General features: G+C 65.8%; 14 protein-coding genes. 10 read left to right on the top strand and 4 right to left on the bottom strand.

From position 1 onward, the window contains the following. Positions 1-36 precede the first annotated feature (36 nt). The gene (locus E3T50_RS09060) at positions 37-999 is read left to right on the top strand and encodes a serine hydrolase (protein ID WP_241990844.1); all 963 of its coding nucleotides are present in this window, start codon (positions 37-39) and stop codon (positions 997-999) included. 71 nt (positions 1,000-1,070) lie between these two features. Further along, on the top strand, positions 1,071-1,979 hold the full coding sequence (gene mmsB, locus E3T50_RS09055; RefSeq protein WP_134458729.1) for a 3-hydroxyisobutyrate dehydrogenase: 909 nt from the start codon (positions 1,071-1,073) through the stop codon (positions 1,977-1,979). 4 nt (positions 1,980-1,983) lie between these two features. On the opposite strand, the gene E3T50_RS09050 is transcribed toward mmsB, so the two are convergent. Beyond that, the gene (locus E3T50_RS09050) at positions 1,984-3,432 is read right to left on the bottom strand and encodes an amino acid permease (RefSeq protein ID WP_134551541.1); all 1,449 of its coding nucleotides are present in this window, start codon (positions 3,430-3,432) and stop codon (positions 1,984-1,986) included. Positions 3,433-3,650: 218 nt separating this feature from the next. Then, positions 3,651-4,415: a DeoR/GlpR family DNA-binding transcription regulator gene (locus tag E3T50_RS09045; protein ID WP_134551540.1), complete on the bottom strand. Its 765-nt coding sequence runs from the start codon at positions 4,413-4,415 to the stop codon at positions 3,651-3,653. Positions 4,416-4,679: 264 nt separating this feature from the next. On the opposite strand from E3T50_RS09045, the gene E3T50_RS09040 reads away from it, so the two are divergent. The 7 genes from E3T50_RS09040 (at position 4,680) to xylB (ending at position 12,518) form a co-directional block, all read left to right on the top strand. Then, entirely contained in the window at positions 4,680-6,020 is a 1,341-nt protein-coding gene (locus E3T50_RS09040) for an ABC transporter substrate-binding protein (RefSeq protein ID WP_241990843.1), read from the top strand. Positions 6,021-6,129: 109 nt separating this feature from the next. Next, the gene (locus E3T50_RS09035; protein WP_134458733.1) at positions 6,130-7,116 is read left to right on the top strand and encodes a carbohydrate ABC transporter permease; all 987 of its coding nucleotides are present in this window, start codon (positions 6,130-6,132) and stop codon (positions 7,114-7,116) included. After that, positions 7,113-8,003: a carbohydrate ABC transporter permease gene (locus E3T50_RS09030; RefSeq protein WP_338145352.1), complete on the top strand. Its 891-nt coding sequence runs from the start codon at positions 7,113-7,115 to the stop codon at positions 8,001-8,003. Before E3T50_RS09035 ends, E3T50_RS09030 begins: the two co-directional genes overlap by 4 nt. A gap of 37 nt (positions 8,004-8,040) precedes the next feature. Then, a complete protein-coding gene (locus E3T50_RS09025) occupies positions 8,041-8,847 on the top strand; it encodes a DeoR/GlpR family DNA-binding transcription regulator (RefSeq protein WP_134551538.1) in 807 nt (268 codons plus the stop codon). After that, a complete protein-coding gene (locus tag E3T50_RS09020) occupies positions 8,844-9,548 on the top strand; it encodes an HAD-IA family hydrolase (RefSeq protein ID WP_134551537.1) in 705 nt (234 codons plus the stop codon). Before E3T50_RS09025 ends, E3T50_RS09020 begins: the two co-directional genes overlap by 4 nt. Positions 9,549-9,559: 11 nt before the next feature. Beyond that, positions 9,560-11,062 (top strand): mannitol dehydrogenase family protein, encoded by a 1,503-nt coding sequence (locus E3T50_RS09015; RefSeq protein ID WP_134551536.1) that lies wholly within the window; start codon positions 9,560-9,562, stop codon positions 11,060-11,062. A 40-nt stretch (positions 11,063-11,102) separates the two neighbouring features. After that, complete coding sequence (gene xylB, locus E3T50_RS09010) at positions 11,103-12,518, top strand: xylulokinase (protein ID WP_134551535.1); 1,416 nt, start codon at positions 11,103-11,105, stop codon at positions 12,516-12,518. Between the two features lie 4 nt (positions 12,519-12,522). Here the strand turns inward: xylB and E3T50_RS09005 are convergent, their stop codons facing one another. Both E3T50_RS09005 and E3T50_RS09000 read right to left on the bottom strand, forming a co-directional pair. Next, on the bottom strand, positions 12,523-12,759 hold the full coding sequence (locus tag E3T50_RS09005; protein ID WP_134551534.1) for a CstA-like transporter-associated (seleno)protein: 237 nt from the start codon (positions 12,757-12,759) through the stop codon (positions 12,523-12,525). Positions 12,760-12,775: 16 nt separating this feature from the next. Further along, on the bottom strand, positions 12,776-15,049 hold the full coding sequence (locus tag E3T50_RS09000; RefSeq protein ID WP_134551533.1) for a carbon starvation CstA family protein: 2,274 nt from the start codon (positions 15,047-15,049) through the stop codon (positions 12,776-12,778). A gap of 163 nt (positions 15,050-15,212) precedes the next feature. Here E3T50_RS09000 and E3T50_RS08995 point away from each other — a divergent pair, with 163 nt between their 5' ends. Beyond that, positions 15,213-16,598: a glycine--tRNA ligase gene (locus E3T50_RS08995; protein ID WP_134458745.1), complete on the top strand. Its 1,386-nt coding sequence runs from the start codon at positions 15,213-15,215 to the stop codon at positions 16,596-16,598. Positions 16,599-16,612 lie beyond the last annotated feature (14 nt).

Genomic DNA, 16,612 nt, shown 5'->3' with positions numbered 1-16,612 from the left:
GCGCAGGTCGTCGCCGCAGAAAGGATCGAATCACCAGTGGTCTTTTCCAGTCGAGACGCCGACGGTGCGAGTGATCGGCTGAATGCCGCGTCCGGTTCAGCGGAAGCCGGCGACCCCGGTCGTTCCCGCCACGCCGCTCCGCCCACCGGCAAACACCGCACAACGGATACCCCCGACGACTTCGCCCGCGGCTTTGTGGCCCTGGGCGAGCTCGCCATCAACGGCGTGCAGGTCTCGGCTCGGGCGACCGACCTCTCGACCGGTCGGGTGCTGTTCTCGGTCGATGACCACGTGTCGATGCCCACGGCGAGCATCGGCAAGGTGCTGCTGCTGATCGAGGTGGCAGCGCGCCTGAACGACGCCGAATTCGGCCCGGCCACAATGTTTGAGCGCACGCCCCTGGACGCCGTGAGTGATTCGGGCGTCTGGCAGCACCTGCAGATTTCCCGGCTCGGCGTCGCCGACCTTGCCGCGCTGGTCGGCGCGTCGAGTGACAACCTCGCGACGAACGTTCTCATTCGCGCTGTCGGGCTGCACTCGGTACGCACCCGCACCGAGCAACTGGGCCTCAGCCGTACCGCGCTGCTCGACCTGGTGCGCGACAAACGCGGACCCGATGACGCGCCACATCTCTCGGTGGGCAGCGCCAAGGAACTCGCCTGGCTGTTCACCGCGCTCGCCCGCGGCGAGATCGTCGACGCTGAGACGAGCGCGCGGGTGATTGGCTGGCTGTCGCTCAACACCGACCTGTCCCTTGTGGCCAGTGCCTTCGGCCTGGATCCGCTCGCGCACCGGGAGAGCGACCACGGTCTGCTCATGGTCAACAAGACGGGAACGACCACCGGCGTACGCAGCGAGGTGGGTATTCTGCGCGGTCCGCGTGCCGGCGTGACCTACGCCGTCTCGATGCTGTTCGACGATACGCAGCTGATGACCCGGCTCGCGGTGCTCGACGGCATGCGCGCGGTCGGGGCTGACCTGCTCGAATACGTGCACTAGCCGCCGACAAGTTGTGCCATCGTGGTGGTGACGGGCATAGACGCCCGTCATCGACGCGAAGGAGCTGGGCCATGGCGGTCATCGGATGGATTGGACTCGGCCACATGGGTGGCCCGATGACGGCAAACCTGGTGAAGGCGGGGCATAGCGTGCGCGGCTTCGACCTGAGCGTCGAAGCCCTCGACCTGGCGGTGGCCGCCGGCGTCACCCGTGCCACCAGCATTGCCGATGCCGTGGCCGGCGCCGACGTCGTCTTCACCATCCTGCCCAAGGGCGAGCACGCCCGTGCGGTGTATTTCGGCGACTCCGGCGTGCTGGCCCACGCCGACACGAGAACCCTCCTGGTGGAGTCGTCCACGATCGACATCGAATCGTCCCGGGCCCTGCACGATGCCGCAGCGGCGGCGGGCTTTCGTTTCGTCGACGCCCCGGTCTCGGGCGGCATCACCGGCGCCGAGAAGGGCACGCTCACTTTCATGATCGGCGGTGCGGCGGATGCTGTCGCCGACGCGACCGCCTATATGCAGCCAATGGCCGCGAACATCATCCCGACCGGGGGAGCGACGACCGGCCAGGCCGCGAAGATCTGCAACAACCTGATGCTGTTCATCAACCTGGCCGCAACGTCGGAGGGTGCCGTTTTGGCCGATCGGCTGGGACTGGACCCGCAGGTGTTCTGGGATATCGCATCCGTTTCATCGGGCGACAGCTGGCCGCTGCGCACCTGGTATCCAATTGCGGGCGTGGTGCCATCGGCGGCCGTGAACCGCGACTTCGCGCCGACCTTCACCGCCGAGCTTGCCAATAAGGACATTGGCCTGGCGATCGCGGCCGCTGCGGCCACCGACACACCGCTGGAGATCGGCCAGCACGTGCAGCAGCTGTTCCAGCGCCTGATCGACCAGGGCCAGGGCGGCAAGGACTGCTCGATGATCGTCAAGCTCGTCGACGGCACCCTGGCCGCCGATCGAGCGGAGTGAAGACTTATTTCTCGGCCGCAACCTCCACGTAGCGCGGGCTCTTCGGGTTCATGACGGAGTTCCGCCGACCGTAGGCGAAGTAGATGACCAGGCCGATCACCAGCCAGATGGCGAACCTCAGCCACGTTTCCCAGTGCAGCTGGGTGATTAAGAAGAAGGATGCCAGCACACCGAACGCGGGAACGATCGGCATGAACGGCAGCCTGAACGTGCGTGGCACATCGGGGCGGGTGCGGCGCAGCACGATGACGGCGACGCAGACCACAACGAAGGCAGCCAGGATGCCGATGTTGGTCAGGTCGGCGATCAGACGAATCGGGAAGACCCCAGCCAGAACGGCAGAGGCGATGCCCGCAATCCAGGTGACGCGTTGCGGAGTGCCCTTTTTGTCGGTGCCCGAGAACCACTTGGGCAGCAGGCCGTCACGGCTCATTGAGAACCAGACCCGGCTGACGCCGAGCAAGAAGGTGAGCATCACGGTGAGGATGGAGACAACGGCAAAAGCCGAGATGATGGTGGCGATCACCGGCAGACCGACCGATTGGAAGGCCACGGCGAACGCGGCCGTCGGGTCGATCTCCTGCCAGTTCTGCATGCCGGTCAGTACCAGGGTAGCCAGCACATAGAGCACCATCGCAATGGCCAGGGAAAGCAGAATCGCCTTCGGCATATGCTTCTTGCCGTCCTTGGCCTCTTCGGCCGCGGTGCTCATGGCGTCGTAACCGAACACCGCGAAGAACACCGTGGCCGCGCCCGTGAAGACGGCACCGAATCCATTGGGCAGGAACGGGACGTAATTCTGGGTCTTGATGTAGAAAAAGCCGAGCACGATGATGGCGAGAATCAGCAGCACCTTCAGGCCGACCGCGACGAGTTCGAAGCGGCCGAAAGTCTGGGTGCCGCGGCTGAGGATGAATGTGACGAGCAGACAGACGATGATCGCCGGCAGGTTGATCACTCCGCCGTCGAGGGTGTCGGCCGTCCCCTGCATCCAGGTTGGCACCTGCACGCCAATACCGGACATGAATTCGGTGAAGTAGCCGGAGATGCCGATGGCCACCACGGCCACGATGGCAATGTATTCCAACAGGAGGTCCCAGCCGATGAACCAGCCCACGATCTCGCCGAGGGCGACATAGCCGTACGTGTAGGCCGACCCGGCACGCGGGATCATTCCGGCGAACTCGGCATAGGACAGGGCGGCGGCAGCGCTGGCCAGACCGGCGATGAGGAAGGAGATGACTACGGCGGGGCCGGCGCCCTTGCCGTCGGGGCCGCCGTTGGCGACAAGGCCGGCCAGGGTGAAAATGCCGATGCCGATGATTCCACCGACGCCGATCGCGGTGAGTTGCCACAGCCCGAGGCTCTTGAACAGACCATTCTTCTTGGATTCATCGCCGACATCATCGATGGGCTTCCGCCGCAAGACAGAGTTGGGATTCTGAATGGACATGACGCCTCCATTGGCTAAATGCTGTCTACCTCAGTGCGAGGGGCACGTAGAAACCCTATACCGTCTGATTTTCCTGATTGCAAAAACAGATCGGTCGACTTTTGGCGCGGATCGTGGCGAAGCGACCCGCCGCCGACCGCCACTCAGACGATCGCCACTCAGACGACCGCGACTCAGACGATCGCCACTCAGACGACCGCGACTCAGGCGATCGCGACTCAGGCGATCGCGAGCTCCGGCCCGGCGGCGCTCAGTTTGCGAGCCTGACGCGGATCGATGCCATCGTCGGTGATGATGAGATCGAATTCGTTGGCGTCGGCGACGTGGCAGAACGAGTTCTGGCCGATCTTGCTCGAGGTGAGCGCGAGCACCCGCCGCCGCCCTGACAGCATCATGGCGCGCTTCACCTCGGCCTCGTCAGGAATGGTCGTGGTGAGCCCGGCCTCGGCGGTCAGCCCGTTACCACCGACGAACGCGACATCGACATTGAGCTGGCTGATGCGTGCCCGAGTCCACTCATCGACGGCGCCCTGCGAGACACTCCGCACCCGACCGGGCAGGGCGAGCACCGTGAGCAAGGGCTTGCGCGAGAGCAGCCGCACGGCGGGCAGATTGTTGGTCACGACGATCAGTCGCCGGTCCTCCGGAAAAACGGATGCGATCACGAGCGTGAGCGCGCCGGAATCCAGCAGGACGACCCCGTCGTCCGGCAGCTCCTGCAGCACCCTCTGGGCGATCCGATGCTTTTGGGGGGCGTTCTCGAGCCGTCTCTGGGCGAGCGCAATCTCGAACGGGGTGCTCTGCACGAGGCGGGCGCCGCCGTGCTGGCGGCGAATGAGGCCCTGGCGTTCTAGTACGACAAGATCGCGGCGAATGGTCTCCGCGGAGACCCCGAGCGCAACAGTGGCCGCGGCCACCGAAATCTCCCCTGTGCCCCCCTGGGCGAGCGCGATGATCGCGGCCTGTCGTTCCGCTGGGTACATGACTGCCTCCGTGCAGGTGCCCGGCACCGGTCGTTTCTCGTGGACTCAGACTAGCAAGCAGGGAGCGCGGGCGACGGGCGACGTCATCCGTTTTTGTTGGTATCGCATCGGTACATATGTAGATTCGGGCATTTTATCTTCGCAAAACGTCACTAAACCACAAATTTGGTTGCTTTTTCCACTCAATCGGGCCAAAGTAGCTACATACCAGTCCACAAGGACGTGTCGACGATGAAGAGGTTTGAGATGACGAAGTCTTATTCCATGAAGAAAAGGCTTGTGCTCAGCGCAGTCGCCTTCTCTTCGGTGGGTGTGCTTTTGGCCGGATGCAGCGGAGCCGGAGGCGGTGCTCAGCAGGCTGATGGCCCCGTCACCCTGACCCTCGCTACGGTGAACAACCCGCAGATGAAGGACATGGAGGAGCTCAAGGGCGCCTTCGAAGATTCCCACCCCGACATCACGGTGGACTTCGTCGCCATGGAGGAAAACGACCTGCGTGACGCCGTCACGAAGGACGTCGCCACCCAGGGCGGCCAATACGACATTGTCACCGTCGGCAGCTACGAGGTCCCGATCTGGGGCCAGAACGACTGGCTCGTCGACCTCGGCCCGCTCGCCGAAGCAGACCCCGCCTACAACGTCGACGACCTGCTGCCGCCCGTGCGCGCAGCCCTCACCGTTGACGACAGCCTCTTCGCCGTACCGTTCTACGGTGAGTCTTCTTTCCTCATGTACAACAAGGACATGTTCGCCGCCGCCGGCCTCACCATGCCGACCAACCCCACCTGGGACGAGGTTGCCGGTTTTGCCCGCACCCTCAAAACCGACGACGTGGCCGGCATCTGCCTGCGCGGCAAGCCCGGCTGGGGCGAGCTGTTCGCCCCGCTGACCACCGTCGTGCAGACCTTCGGTGGCAGCTGGTTCGATGAGGGCTGGAATGCCGAAGTCAACTCCCCGGAGTTCGCCGAAGCCGTGCAGTTCTACACCGACCTGGTGAAGGATGCTGGTGAGGCCGACCCCGTTTCGACCGGCTTCACGGAGTGCCTCAACCTGTTCTCCCAGGGCAACGCGGCCATGTGGTACGACGCCACGAGCGCCGCTGGCCCCCTCGAGAGTGAGACCTCCGCCGTCGCCGGCAAGGTCGGCTACGTGCACGCTCCGGTCAAGGAGACCAAGGAGTCCGGCTGGCTCTGGGCGTGGAACCTCGCTATCCCGAACACCAGCAAGAGCCAGGATGCTGCCTGGGAATTCGTGAGCTGGGCCACCAGCACCGAGTACATCGACCTCGTCGGCACGACTCTCGGCTGGGAGCGCGTTCCCCCGGGATCGCGCACCTCGACCTACGAGAACGAGAACTACCTCGCTGCCGCTGAGGCTTTCGCGCCGATCACCAAGGACATCATGCTCGCGGTCAACCCGACGCAGCCCGGTGTGAACCCGCAGCCGTGGGTGGGCATCCAGTACGTCACCGTGCCGGAGTTCCAGGACCTGGGCAACCAGGTGTCGCAGGACATCGCCGACGTGTTTGCCGGTCGGGACACGGTCAAGAACGTTCTCGACAAGGGCCAGGAGCTTGCGCAGCAAGCCGGGGACGCCCAGAAGTAGGCAGTAGAGCGCGGGCGGCGCCGACCAGGTCGGCGCCGCCCGCGACGCCCTCGTCTTTCGTTGCCGAGAAGCACCGCCAAGAAGCACTGCCGAGAGAGTGAAGCCAGACATGACCGCGCCAGACTTGATCAGGACTGTGGCTGAGCCCGGGCACGGCCCGGCACACGCCGCGCCGCCCACTTCGGTACGTCGCCCCGCGAAAACTCCCCTGACTGGAGGCCAGAAGAAGGCCCTTCGCCTGGCTCGCACCCTGGTCTGGCCGGCCATCGTCGTCGCTATCCTGGTGACGCAGATTCCCTTCCTGGTCACCATCTACTACTCGTTCCAGAACTGGAACCTGATGCGCCCCGGCTCGCGCGGCTTCGCCGGGTTCGACAACTACGTGACCGTCTTCACCGGCGGCGCGTTCATGCAGTCGCTCTCGGCGACGGTGGTCATCACCGGCTCGTCGATCGTGCTCTCCGTACTGTTCGGCCTCGGCATCGCCCTGCTGCTCAACCGCAAGTTCTTCGGCCAGGGCCTGGCCCGCACCCTCGTCATCACGCCGTTTCTGATGATGCCGGCCGCCGCAGCACTGATCTTCAAATGGTCCATGCTCGACGCGAATGTCGGCATGGTCAACTGGGGCCTCTCGACGCTCGGCGTCGACCCCGTGCAGTGGAACACCGATTTTCCGGCGCTGACCGTCATTATGGTGCTCACCTGGCAGTACACCCCGTTCATGATGCTCATTCTGCTCGCCGGGCTGCAGAGCCAGAGCAAGGAGACGCTGGAGGCGGCATCCGTCGACGGGGCCGGCCCCATTCGCAGTTTTCTGCACATGACACTGCCGCACCTGCGCCAGTACATCGAGCTGGCCGTGCTGCTCGGCGGCATCATGCTGCTGCAGGTCTTCGACCCGATCGCCATCATGACCCGCGGCACCGGCGGCACCAAGACCCTGTCGTACCTGCTCTACGAACGCGCCTTCGTCGGACTCGAAATCGGCGAGGCGGCCGCCTACGGCGTGATCACCGTGCTGCTGACCATCATCGTGGCGAGCGTCGCGCTGCGCCTGCTATTCAAGATCTTCTCCAATGAAGGGGCCAAGCCATGAGTACCGCCACCCCGGTCAGCACCGCTCATCGCGCAAACGCCCCGACCCCGCCGCGCCGGCATACCAAGCGCATGCGTCACCGCGCCACGAGCACGGCCCTGACCCTCTTCACCTGGGTCGTCACGCTCGGGTTCTTTTTTCCGGTGGCCTGGATGGTGTTCACGGCCTTCAAGACCGAAGCCGCAGCGGCGACGAGAACCCCGACCATTTTCACGTCGCTCTCGTTCGACCGCTTCGCCGAGGTGCTCGACCGCGGGTTCGGCGTCTACCTGCTCAACTCCCTCACCGCGAGCGTCCTGAGTACCGTCATCGTGCTGCTGCTCGCCATCCCCGCCGCCTACGGCCTGTCGATTCGTCCGATCATCAAGTCGACCGACGCCCTGTTCTTCTTCATCTCCACCCGGTTCATGCCGATCGCTGCCGCGATCATTCCGATCTACCTGCTGCTGCAGGGCTTTGGAATGCTCGACAATATCTCGGCCCTGAGCATTCTCTACGTCGGCATGAATCTGCCGCTCGCGGTCTGGATGATGCGTTCGTTCTTCAGCGAGGTACCGCTCGAGATCGTCGAGGCCGCCCAGATCGATGGCGCGAACTTCTTCACCGAACTCGTGCGGGTGGTCATGCCCATCGTCGCGCCGGGTATCGCCGCGGCCGCGCTGATCTGCTTCATCTTCGCCTGGAACGAATATTTTCTCGCGAGTCTGCTCACCTCGACCATGGCGCGCACCACACCGCCGTTCCTTGGCAGCTTCGTCGACGGGCGCGGCCAGTTTCTCGCGGTACTCTCGGCAGCATCGACCCTCGCGGTCTTGCCGGTCGTCCTGGCCGGCTGGCTGGCGCAGAAGCGTCTCGTGACCGGTCTGGCCATGGGCGCGATCAAGTAGCCGGCTGTTTCACACACGAACACCCAGGGGAACCCAGATGAAACCGGATCCAGCGGGCACGACCCGCAGCGCCGACGACCGTCGCACCAGCATTCTGACGGCGCTCGCCGGCGCGGGCCGGGTCGAGGTGAACGAACTCGCCGACTCACTCGCCGTGTCCGAAGAGACGATTCGACGCGACCTGCGCACCCTCGAGGACGACGGATTGCTGCGTCGGGCACACGGCGGGGCGATCAGCGTGGCCGACCCGGTGACCGACCTCGACCGCGTGACGGCGCCGGAACCGGCGGCGCACCCGGTCGCGACGCTCGCGGCGACCCTGTTGCCGGCCAGCGGCATCCTCTTTATCGATGCCGGGCCGATCGCCGAGGCACTGTCGGTGTGCGTGCCAGACTCGGCCGCCCTGCAGGTCGTCACGACGTCGATTCCGGTGGCGCTCGTGGCGAGCCGCAACGCCGAACTCTCGGTCTACAACCTCGGCGGCGCCGTCGACCCCGCCGACGACTCGCAATCCGGTCAGTGGACGCGCCAGTCGCTCGAACACATCCGCCTCGACACGGCGTTCATCAGCGTGTGCGGGCTCACTGCGGGCGGCCAGCTGCTCGCCGCCAGTCCGCAGGCGGCCGTCATCAAGCGCGCCGCAATGGATGCCGCCAGCACCGTCGTGCTCATCGCCGACCATGACCAGCTGGCCGAACACGGGCTGGTGAAGTTCGCCCAGCTCCACGAGGTTGACCATCTCGTGGTCGATGCCGGTGTGAGCGACGCGGTGCTCGCCCTGGCCGCCGAGGCCGGCGTGCCCGTTTTACGCGCGGTGCCGCTGGAAGTAGAGGTCGCGCAGTGAGCAGCACGGGGCTGGAGCATCACACCGGCAGCTATCCGGTCGACGGCCTGCTGTTCGACTGCGACGGCGTGCTCGTCAACTCCGACGAGGCGGCCGCCGTCGCCTGGAATGAGTGGGCAGCGCTGTACGCGCCCGGCTTCGACTTCGACCGCGACATTATTCACGGGCGACCCGCACGGGAGACGATCGCCGAACTCGTGCCGGCCGCCGACGTGGACCGCGCCGACCGCGCGCTGATGCAGAAGGAGATCGAGACGGCCCCGCTCGTGCGCGCCCTGCCCGGCGCCCGCGACCTACTCCTGGCCCTGCCGACCGGCTGCTTCACCATCGTGACCAGCGCCGTGTCCCTCGTGGCCCGCGCCCGCCTGCAAGCTGCCGGGTTGCCGTGCCCGGCCGACCTGGTCACCTTCGACGACGTCGCCCGCGGCAAACCCGCCCCCGATCCGTACCGGCTCGGTGCGAAGCGGCTGGGCATCGATCCGCGCCACGCCGTGGTGTTCGAAGACGCCGACGCCGGTGTGGTTTCGGCTCAGGCCGCGCAGATCGGCCTCACCGTCGGCATCGGCCAGCGGGGGCTCGACACCCGGGCCAATCTCGTGCTGGCCGACCTGACCGGCATCCGCTTTGACGGCACCCGATTGCACCTCGGCGACGCGCTGCAGTTGCGCCCCGACCCCGACCATGAACTGACTACACAATGAATGAGGAACGCATGAGCGACACCACGACCCCCGCGCTGGTCCAACTGAGCGCGGCGACGCTCTCGTCGCTGTCGACTGCCGTGCATGTGCCGAGCTACGACCGCACCGGTCTCACGGCCGGCATCGTGCACTTCGGTGTCGGCGGGTTTCACCGCGCCCACCAGGCCCTCATGATCGACGATCTGCTCGAGCAGGGCCTCGCTCGCGACTTCGCCATCTGCGGTGTCGGCGTCATGCCCTCCGATGCCCGCATGCGCGACGCGCTGCTCGCGCAGGACGGCCTGTACACGCTGGTGGTCAAGCACCCCGATGGCAGCCTCGACGCCCGCGTGATCGGGTCGATCATCGACTACCTGTTCGCCCCCGACGATGAGGAAGCCGTGATCGAACGGCTCGCCAGCCCCGAGGTGAAAATCGTCTCACTCACCGTCACAGAGGGCGGCTACAACATTCACCCGGTCACCGGCAGTTTCGACCTGACGAACCCGCAGGTCGCCGCTGATCTGCACGCGGATGCCGTTCCAGCGACCGTCTTCGGCCTCGTGGTCGAAGCCCTGCGCCGCCGTCGCGACCGCGCGATCAAGCCGTTCACCGTCATGTCCTGCGACAACCTGCAAGACAACGGTCGCGTCGCACGCCGCTCATTCGTGGCATTCGCCACGGCCCAGGACGCCGACCTCGGCGCCTGGATCGACGCCGAGGTTCGTTTTCCGAACTCCATGGTCGACCGCATCACGCCGGTCACGACCGACGACGACCGAGCCCAGATCGCCGAGACGTTTGGGCTCGCCGACCGCTGGCCCGTCGTCTGCGAGCCGTTTCTGCAGTGGGTGCTCGAAGACGCATTCACCGATGGGCGCCCGCCGTACGAGAAATCGGCCGCCCAGCTCGTGAGCGACGTCGAGCCGTACGAACTCATGAAGCTGCGCCTGCTCAACGCCAGCCATCAGGGCCTGGCATATTTCGCGCACCTGTGCGGCTACCGCCTCGTGCACGACGCCGCGGCCGACCCGCTGATCGCCACGTTCTTGCGCGCCTACATGGACCGCGAGGGCTCACCCACCCTCAAGCCGGTACCCGGAATCGACCTGGAAGAGTACAAGACGCAGCTGATCGAGCGTTTCAGCAACCCGGGAGTGCGAGACACCGTGGCCCGTCTGGCCGCCGAGTCGAGCGACCGCATTCCCAAGTGGCTACTGCCGGTGATTCGGGAACAGTCGGCTCATGGTGGCCCACTCGCACTCTCGGCCGCGATCGTGGCGAGTTGGGCGCGATACGCCGAGGGCACCGACGAGCAGGGCGAACCGATCGACGTGGTGGATCGGATCAAGGACGCCGTCATGCAAAGCGCCGCCGGCAACATGACCGACCCGCACTCGTTCCTGCGCGACCGAAACCTGTTTGGTGATCTGATCGACGACGCCGCGTTCGTGGCGGCGTATGACCGCGCGCTCGGCCTGCTGCACACGGTGGGCGCCCGTCGCACTCTCGAGCAGCTCATGGAATCGAACTAACCCGCTCGATTAGGCTGTCCCAGGAACCGGTACAAAGGAGATGTCGTTGGCACTGAATCGTCGTGTGGTGGTGGGAGTCGACTCATCGACCCAGAGTTGCAAGGTCGTGAGTGTCGACGCCGACACCGGAGAGCTGTTGCAGTTGCGCAGCGCGCCACACCCCGACGGCACGAGCATCGACCCCCAGCGCTGGTGGGAGGCCTTCGAGGCCGCCGGAGGCGCCGAAGCCGCCTCCGGCGCCGATAACGTTCTCGCCCTCGGCGTGAGCGCCCAGCAGCACGGAATGGTCGCCCTCGACGCTGCCGGCACGCCGGTGCACGACGCCCTGCTCTGGAACGACGTGCGCAGCGCCCCGCAGGCGGCAGCGCTCACCGAACAATATGGTGCGTCGATGTGGGCCGAGGAGGTCGGCGTCGTACCGGTCGCCTCGTTCACCATCACGAAACTGGCCTGGCTGCGTGATTCCCGCCCCGAACTGGCCGCGCAGGTGGAGCAGGTGCTGTTGCCGCACGACTGGCTCACCTGGAACATTCTCGGGCGGCCCGACGAGCCAACGACCGACCGCAGTGACGCCTCGGGCACCGGATATTTTTCGGTGCACAGCAACGACTACCGCCTCGACTTGCTCGAGGCGGCCCTCGGCCGTGCCGCCCGGGTACCACGCGTGCTCGGGCCGTCAGCGCGCGCTGGCCGGACTCTCGGCGGCGTGATCGTGTCGGCCGGCGCCGGTGACAACGCCGCGGCCGCGCTCGGTCTCGGCGCCGACGAGGGCGACGTGGTCGTCTCGATCGGCACGAGCGGCACCGTGTTCGCGAGTACCGCGGCCCGCATCACGGATGCCTCCGGCTCGGTCGCCGGGTTCGCCGACGCGGCCGGCGGCCAGCTTCCCCTCATCGCCACCATCAACGGCGCCCGCACCCTCGTGGCCACGGCCCGCATGCTCGACGTCGACATCGAGCGCTTCGGTGCCCTCGCCCTCGCCGCCCCGATCGACGCCGACGGGCTGCTGATGCTGCCCTACCTCGACGGTGAACGCACTCCGAACCTGCCGGGTGCCACCGGCTCGCTCATCGGCATGCGCCGGGCCAATATGCTCCCCGAAAACCTGGCCCAGGCATCCGTTTTGGGACTGGTCTGCAGCCTCGCCGATGCGCTCGACTCGCTGCGCAGCCAGGGCGTGCCGGTGCGTCAGGTCATTCTGATCGGTGGCGGCTCGCAGTCGCCCGCCGTACAGAAGATTGTGGCGGATGTCTTCGGCGTGCCGGTCATGCTGCCCGCACCCGGCGAGTACGTTGCCCTCGGCGCTGCCCGGCAGGCGGCCTGGGCCCTCGATGGTGGCTTTCCGCACTGGAAGCGAGAGATCGCCACCGAACTCGAGCCCTCGGCCACCCGGGACTGGGCCGTCGACGTGCGCGCGCGCTACGCCGAGCAGCGCGGCACGATCTACGGGGTCTGAGCGACTAGCAGCAGCGCCCCTGCGGGTTCTGGTCCTGACGGTCGGTCTGGTCACGCCAGAATTCGCGCTCTGTCATGAGCGGATGCGGTGCCCCTTCATCGGCGCCGTCGACATCAGCACCGGCCGCGTGCAGCGCCGCGTGGTGCGCCAGATACTTCTCGTAGGCATCCTCGCCGAGGAGGCCCTTGAGATACCAGAGCACGCCGCGGGCGCCCGTGCGGACGCCCGCCCACAGAATCATTAGTGACCCTTGATCATTAGTGACCCTTGACCCTGGTTTTCTTCTCGACCGGCAGGGCATCCCACTCCGCCTGCAGCACCTTCTCGGGCGGCGTCATGACGAACCCGGCCGGCGCGTAAATTTGCGACTGTACGGCGTCATCCTCGCTCGTGGCGCTGGAGTGGTTGCGGTAGGCGCGCACGGTAGCCTGAATGGCCGTAAGGATCACGATGATGGCCAGCACGACGAACACGATCGACAGCACACCCTGCACCATCGTGTTGCGCACGACGGCCTGCATGGCCAGAACGCTCGGCGCGGTGCCGAAACTGGTCTCGCCCGCGGCGAGAGCCTCGGAGAACGCGCGGTTCTGCGCGAAATAGCCGATGCCCGGAGTGGCCGAGAAGATCTTCAGGAACGAGGCCGAGATGGTGACCACGGCGGCGAACCCGAGTGGCAGCGCCACCACCCAGAGGTACTTGAACAGACCGCGCTTGGCGACAATGGCCATGCACACGGCCAGGGCAATCGCTGCGAGCAGCTGATTGGCGATGCCGAACAGCGGGAACAGCGTGTTGATGCCCCCGAGCGGATCGGTCACTCCCATCAGGAGCACGGCTCCCCAGGCGGCGACCATGATGGCCGTGGCGGCCCAGGCTCCGGGGCGCCAGGAGGTGTTCTTGAACTTCGGGAAGAAGTTGCCGAGGCTGTCCTGCAGCATGAACCGGGCGACGCGGGTGCCGGCATCCACCGCGGTGAGAATGAAGAGGGCCTCGAACATGATGGCGAAGTGGTACCAGAAGCTCATCATCGACGTGCCGCCGACGAGCTGCTGCATGATGTGCGAGAGCCCGACGGCGAGTGTGGGAGCGCCGCCGGTGCGGGAGACGATCGACTCTTCGCCGACGTTGGTGGCCATGTCGGTCAGCATGCTGGGGGTGAGGTTGACGCCGGTCAGGCCGAGGCCGTTCACGAACGCGACCGCGCCCTGCACGGTGCCGCCGGTGAGGGCGGGCGAGGCGTTCATGGCGAAGTAGATGCCACGGTCGATCGACAGCGCGGCGACGAGGGCCATGATCGCCACCAGCGACTCCATGAGCATGCCGCCATAGCCGATGAACCGGGTCTGGCGTTCCTTCTGAATGAGCTTGGGAGTGGTGCCAGAGGCGATGAGGGCGTGGAAGCCGCTGAGGGCGCCGCAGGCGATCGTGACGAACAGGAACGGAAACAGCGTTCCGGCCACGACGGGGCCGGTGCCGGTGGTGGCGAAACTGCTGACCGCCGGCACGTTGATCTCGGGGCGGATGATGACGATCGCCACGGCGAGCATGCCGATCGTGCCGATCTTCATGAAGGTCGAGAGGTAGTCGCGCGGGGCGAGCAGTAGCCAGACCGGCAGGATTGCGGCGATGAAACCGTAGATGATGATGCCCCAGGCGATGGTGACCTTGTCGAGCAGGAGGTAGGTCTGGCCCCAGTCGGTGCCGGCGACCATGCCGCCACCGACGATGGCGGCGATCAGTAGTACGAAGCCGATGATGGAGATCTCGGTGATCTTGCCCGGGCGGAAGAAGCGCAGGTAGCAGCCCATGAACAGCGCGATCGGAATGGTCATTCCGACCGAGAACACGCCCCACGGGCTTTCGGCGAGGGCGTTGGTGACGACGAGGGCGAGAATGGCCACGATGATGACCATGATCACGAGGGTCGCGATGAGGGCGGCGGTGCCGCCGATCACGCCGAGTTCGTCGCGGGCCATCTGGCCGAGCGAACGGCCCCCACGTCGCATGGAGAAGTGCAGAATGAGGTAGTCCTGCACCGCGCCGGCGAGAACGACGCCGACGATGATCCAGATCGTGCCCGGCAGGTAGCCCATCTGCGCGGCCAGCACGGGGCCGACCAGCGGCCCGGCGCCGGCGATCGCGGCGAAGTGATGGCCGAACAAGACGCGGCGATCGGTCGCGGCAAAGTCTTTACCATCGGCCTTGTACTCGGCCGGCGTGGCCCGACGATCGTCGGGGCGAACGATGTGCTTCTCGATGAACTTCGAGTAGAAGCGGTAGCCGATCAGATAGGTGCAGATCGCGGCGAAGACGAACCAGATGGCGTTGACCGTCTCGCCGCGCACCACGGCGAGCATGACCCAGCTGAGGCCACCGAGCAGCGAAATTGCCGACCAGATGATAATTTTGAGGGGAGTCCACTGGCGATCGTGGGCGTCAAGCTCCTCGGGATTCAGCGCGACGGCCAGGTCGCGCGGAACCCGTTTCAGAGCGGTCGGTTCTTTGGTTGTGCTGGACGTGACGCCCATTTCTCCTCCTTGAGCCAGGGCAAATCTTGCGAATCCGCCTCTTTACGTTACCTCGACGCGAGAATGGCTCAGAACCGGGGCGGGAACTTGGGGTAGATCGAGCGCGTAAAATGGTCAGTCGGGCACTCGCCCAAATTCTGCGCCTTCGACCATTGGAGCCACCGTGGCGACGCCCACTCATCTTGATTCCGTCATTGCTCTCGCCCGCCACCGCGGCTTTGTGTTTCAGGCCGGTGAGATCTACGGCGGCTCCCGCTCCGCCTGGGACTACGGCCCCCTCGGCGTCGAGCTCAAAGAGAACATCAAGAAGCAGTGGTGGCGTTCCATGGTCACGAGCCGGGACGACGTCGTCGGCCTCGACTCCTCCGTGATTCTGCCCCGCCAGGTCTGGGAGGCATCCGGTCACGTCGAGGTCTTCAGTGACCCGCTGATCGAGTGCACGAGCTGCCACAAGCGTTTTCGCGCCGATCACCTCGAAGAGCAATATGAGGAGAAGAAGGGCCGCCCACCCGAGAACGGGCTCGATGACATCGCATGCCCCAACTGTGGCAACCGCCACATCTGGACCGAGCCGCGCGCCTTCTCCGGCCTGCTCAAGACCTACCTCGGCCCGGTCGATGACGAGGCCGGCATGCACTACCTGCGCCCCGAAACCGCGCAGGGCATCTTCGTCAACTTCGCCAATGTGCTGCAGGCGTCGCGCTCGAAGCCCCCGTTCGGCATCGGCCAGATCGGCAAGAGCTTTCGCAATGAGATCACACCGGGCAACTTCATCTTTCGCACCCGCGAGTTCGAGCAGATGGAGATGGAATTCTTCGTCGAGCCCGGCACCGACGAAACCTGGCACCAGTACTGGATCGACACCCGCCTGAAGTGGTACACCGACCTCGGTATCAACCCGGAGAACCTGCGCCTGTTCGAGCACCCGCAAGAAAAGCTCTCACACTACTCCAAGCGCACCGTCGACATCGAGTACCGATTCGGTTTCACCGGCACCGAGTTCGGTGAACTCGAAGGCGTGGCGAACCGCGGCGACTTCGACCTGTCGACCCACGCCAAGGCATCCGGTAAAGACCTCTCCTACTTCGACCAGACCAAGAACGAGCGCTGGACGCCCTGGGTGATCGAGCCCGCCGCCGGCCTGACCCGCTCGCTCATGGCCTTCCTGGTCGACGCGTATGTCGAAGAAGAGGTTCCAAACGCCAAGGGCGGCGTCGACAAGCGCACCGTGCTCAAGCTCGATCCGCGCCTGTCGCCGGTGAAGGCCGCGATTCTGCCCCTTTCGCGCAACGAGAAGCTGTCCCCGATGGCACGCGAGCTCGCCGCGACCCTGCGCCAGCTCTGGAACGTCGACTTTGACGACGCCGGAGCCATCGGCCGTCGCTACCGCCGCCAGGATGAAATCGGTACCCCGTTCTGCATCACGGTTGACTTCGACTCACTCGATGATCAGGCTGTCACCGTGCGCGACCGCGACACGATGGCGCAGGAGCGCGTGCCGCTTGCCGACCTCGAGGCCTACCTCGCGGTGCGCTTGCGCGGCGCCTAACGCCTCAAAAGCGG

The organism is Cryobacterium gelidum (genome assembly GCF_004403985.1).
Lineage (GTDB): Bacteria > Actinomycetota > Actinomycetes > Actinomycetales > Microbacteriaceae > Cryobacterium > Cryobacterium gelidum.
The sequence above is the reverse complement of the archived record's forward strand: the minus strand, read 5'-3'. Positions and strand labels throughout refer to the sequence as shown.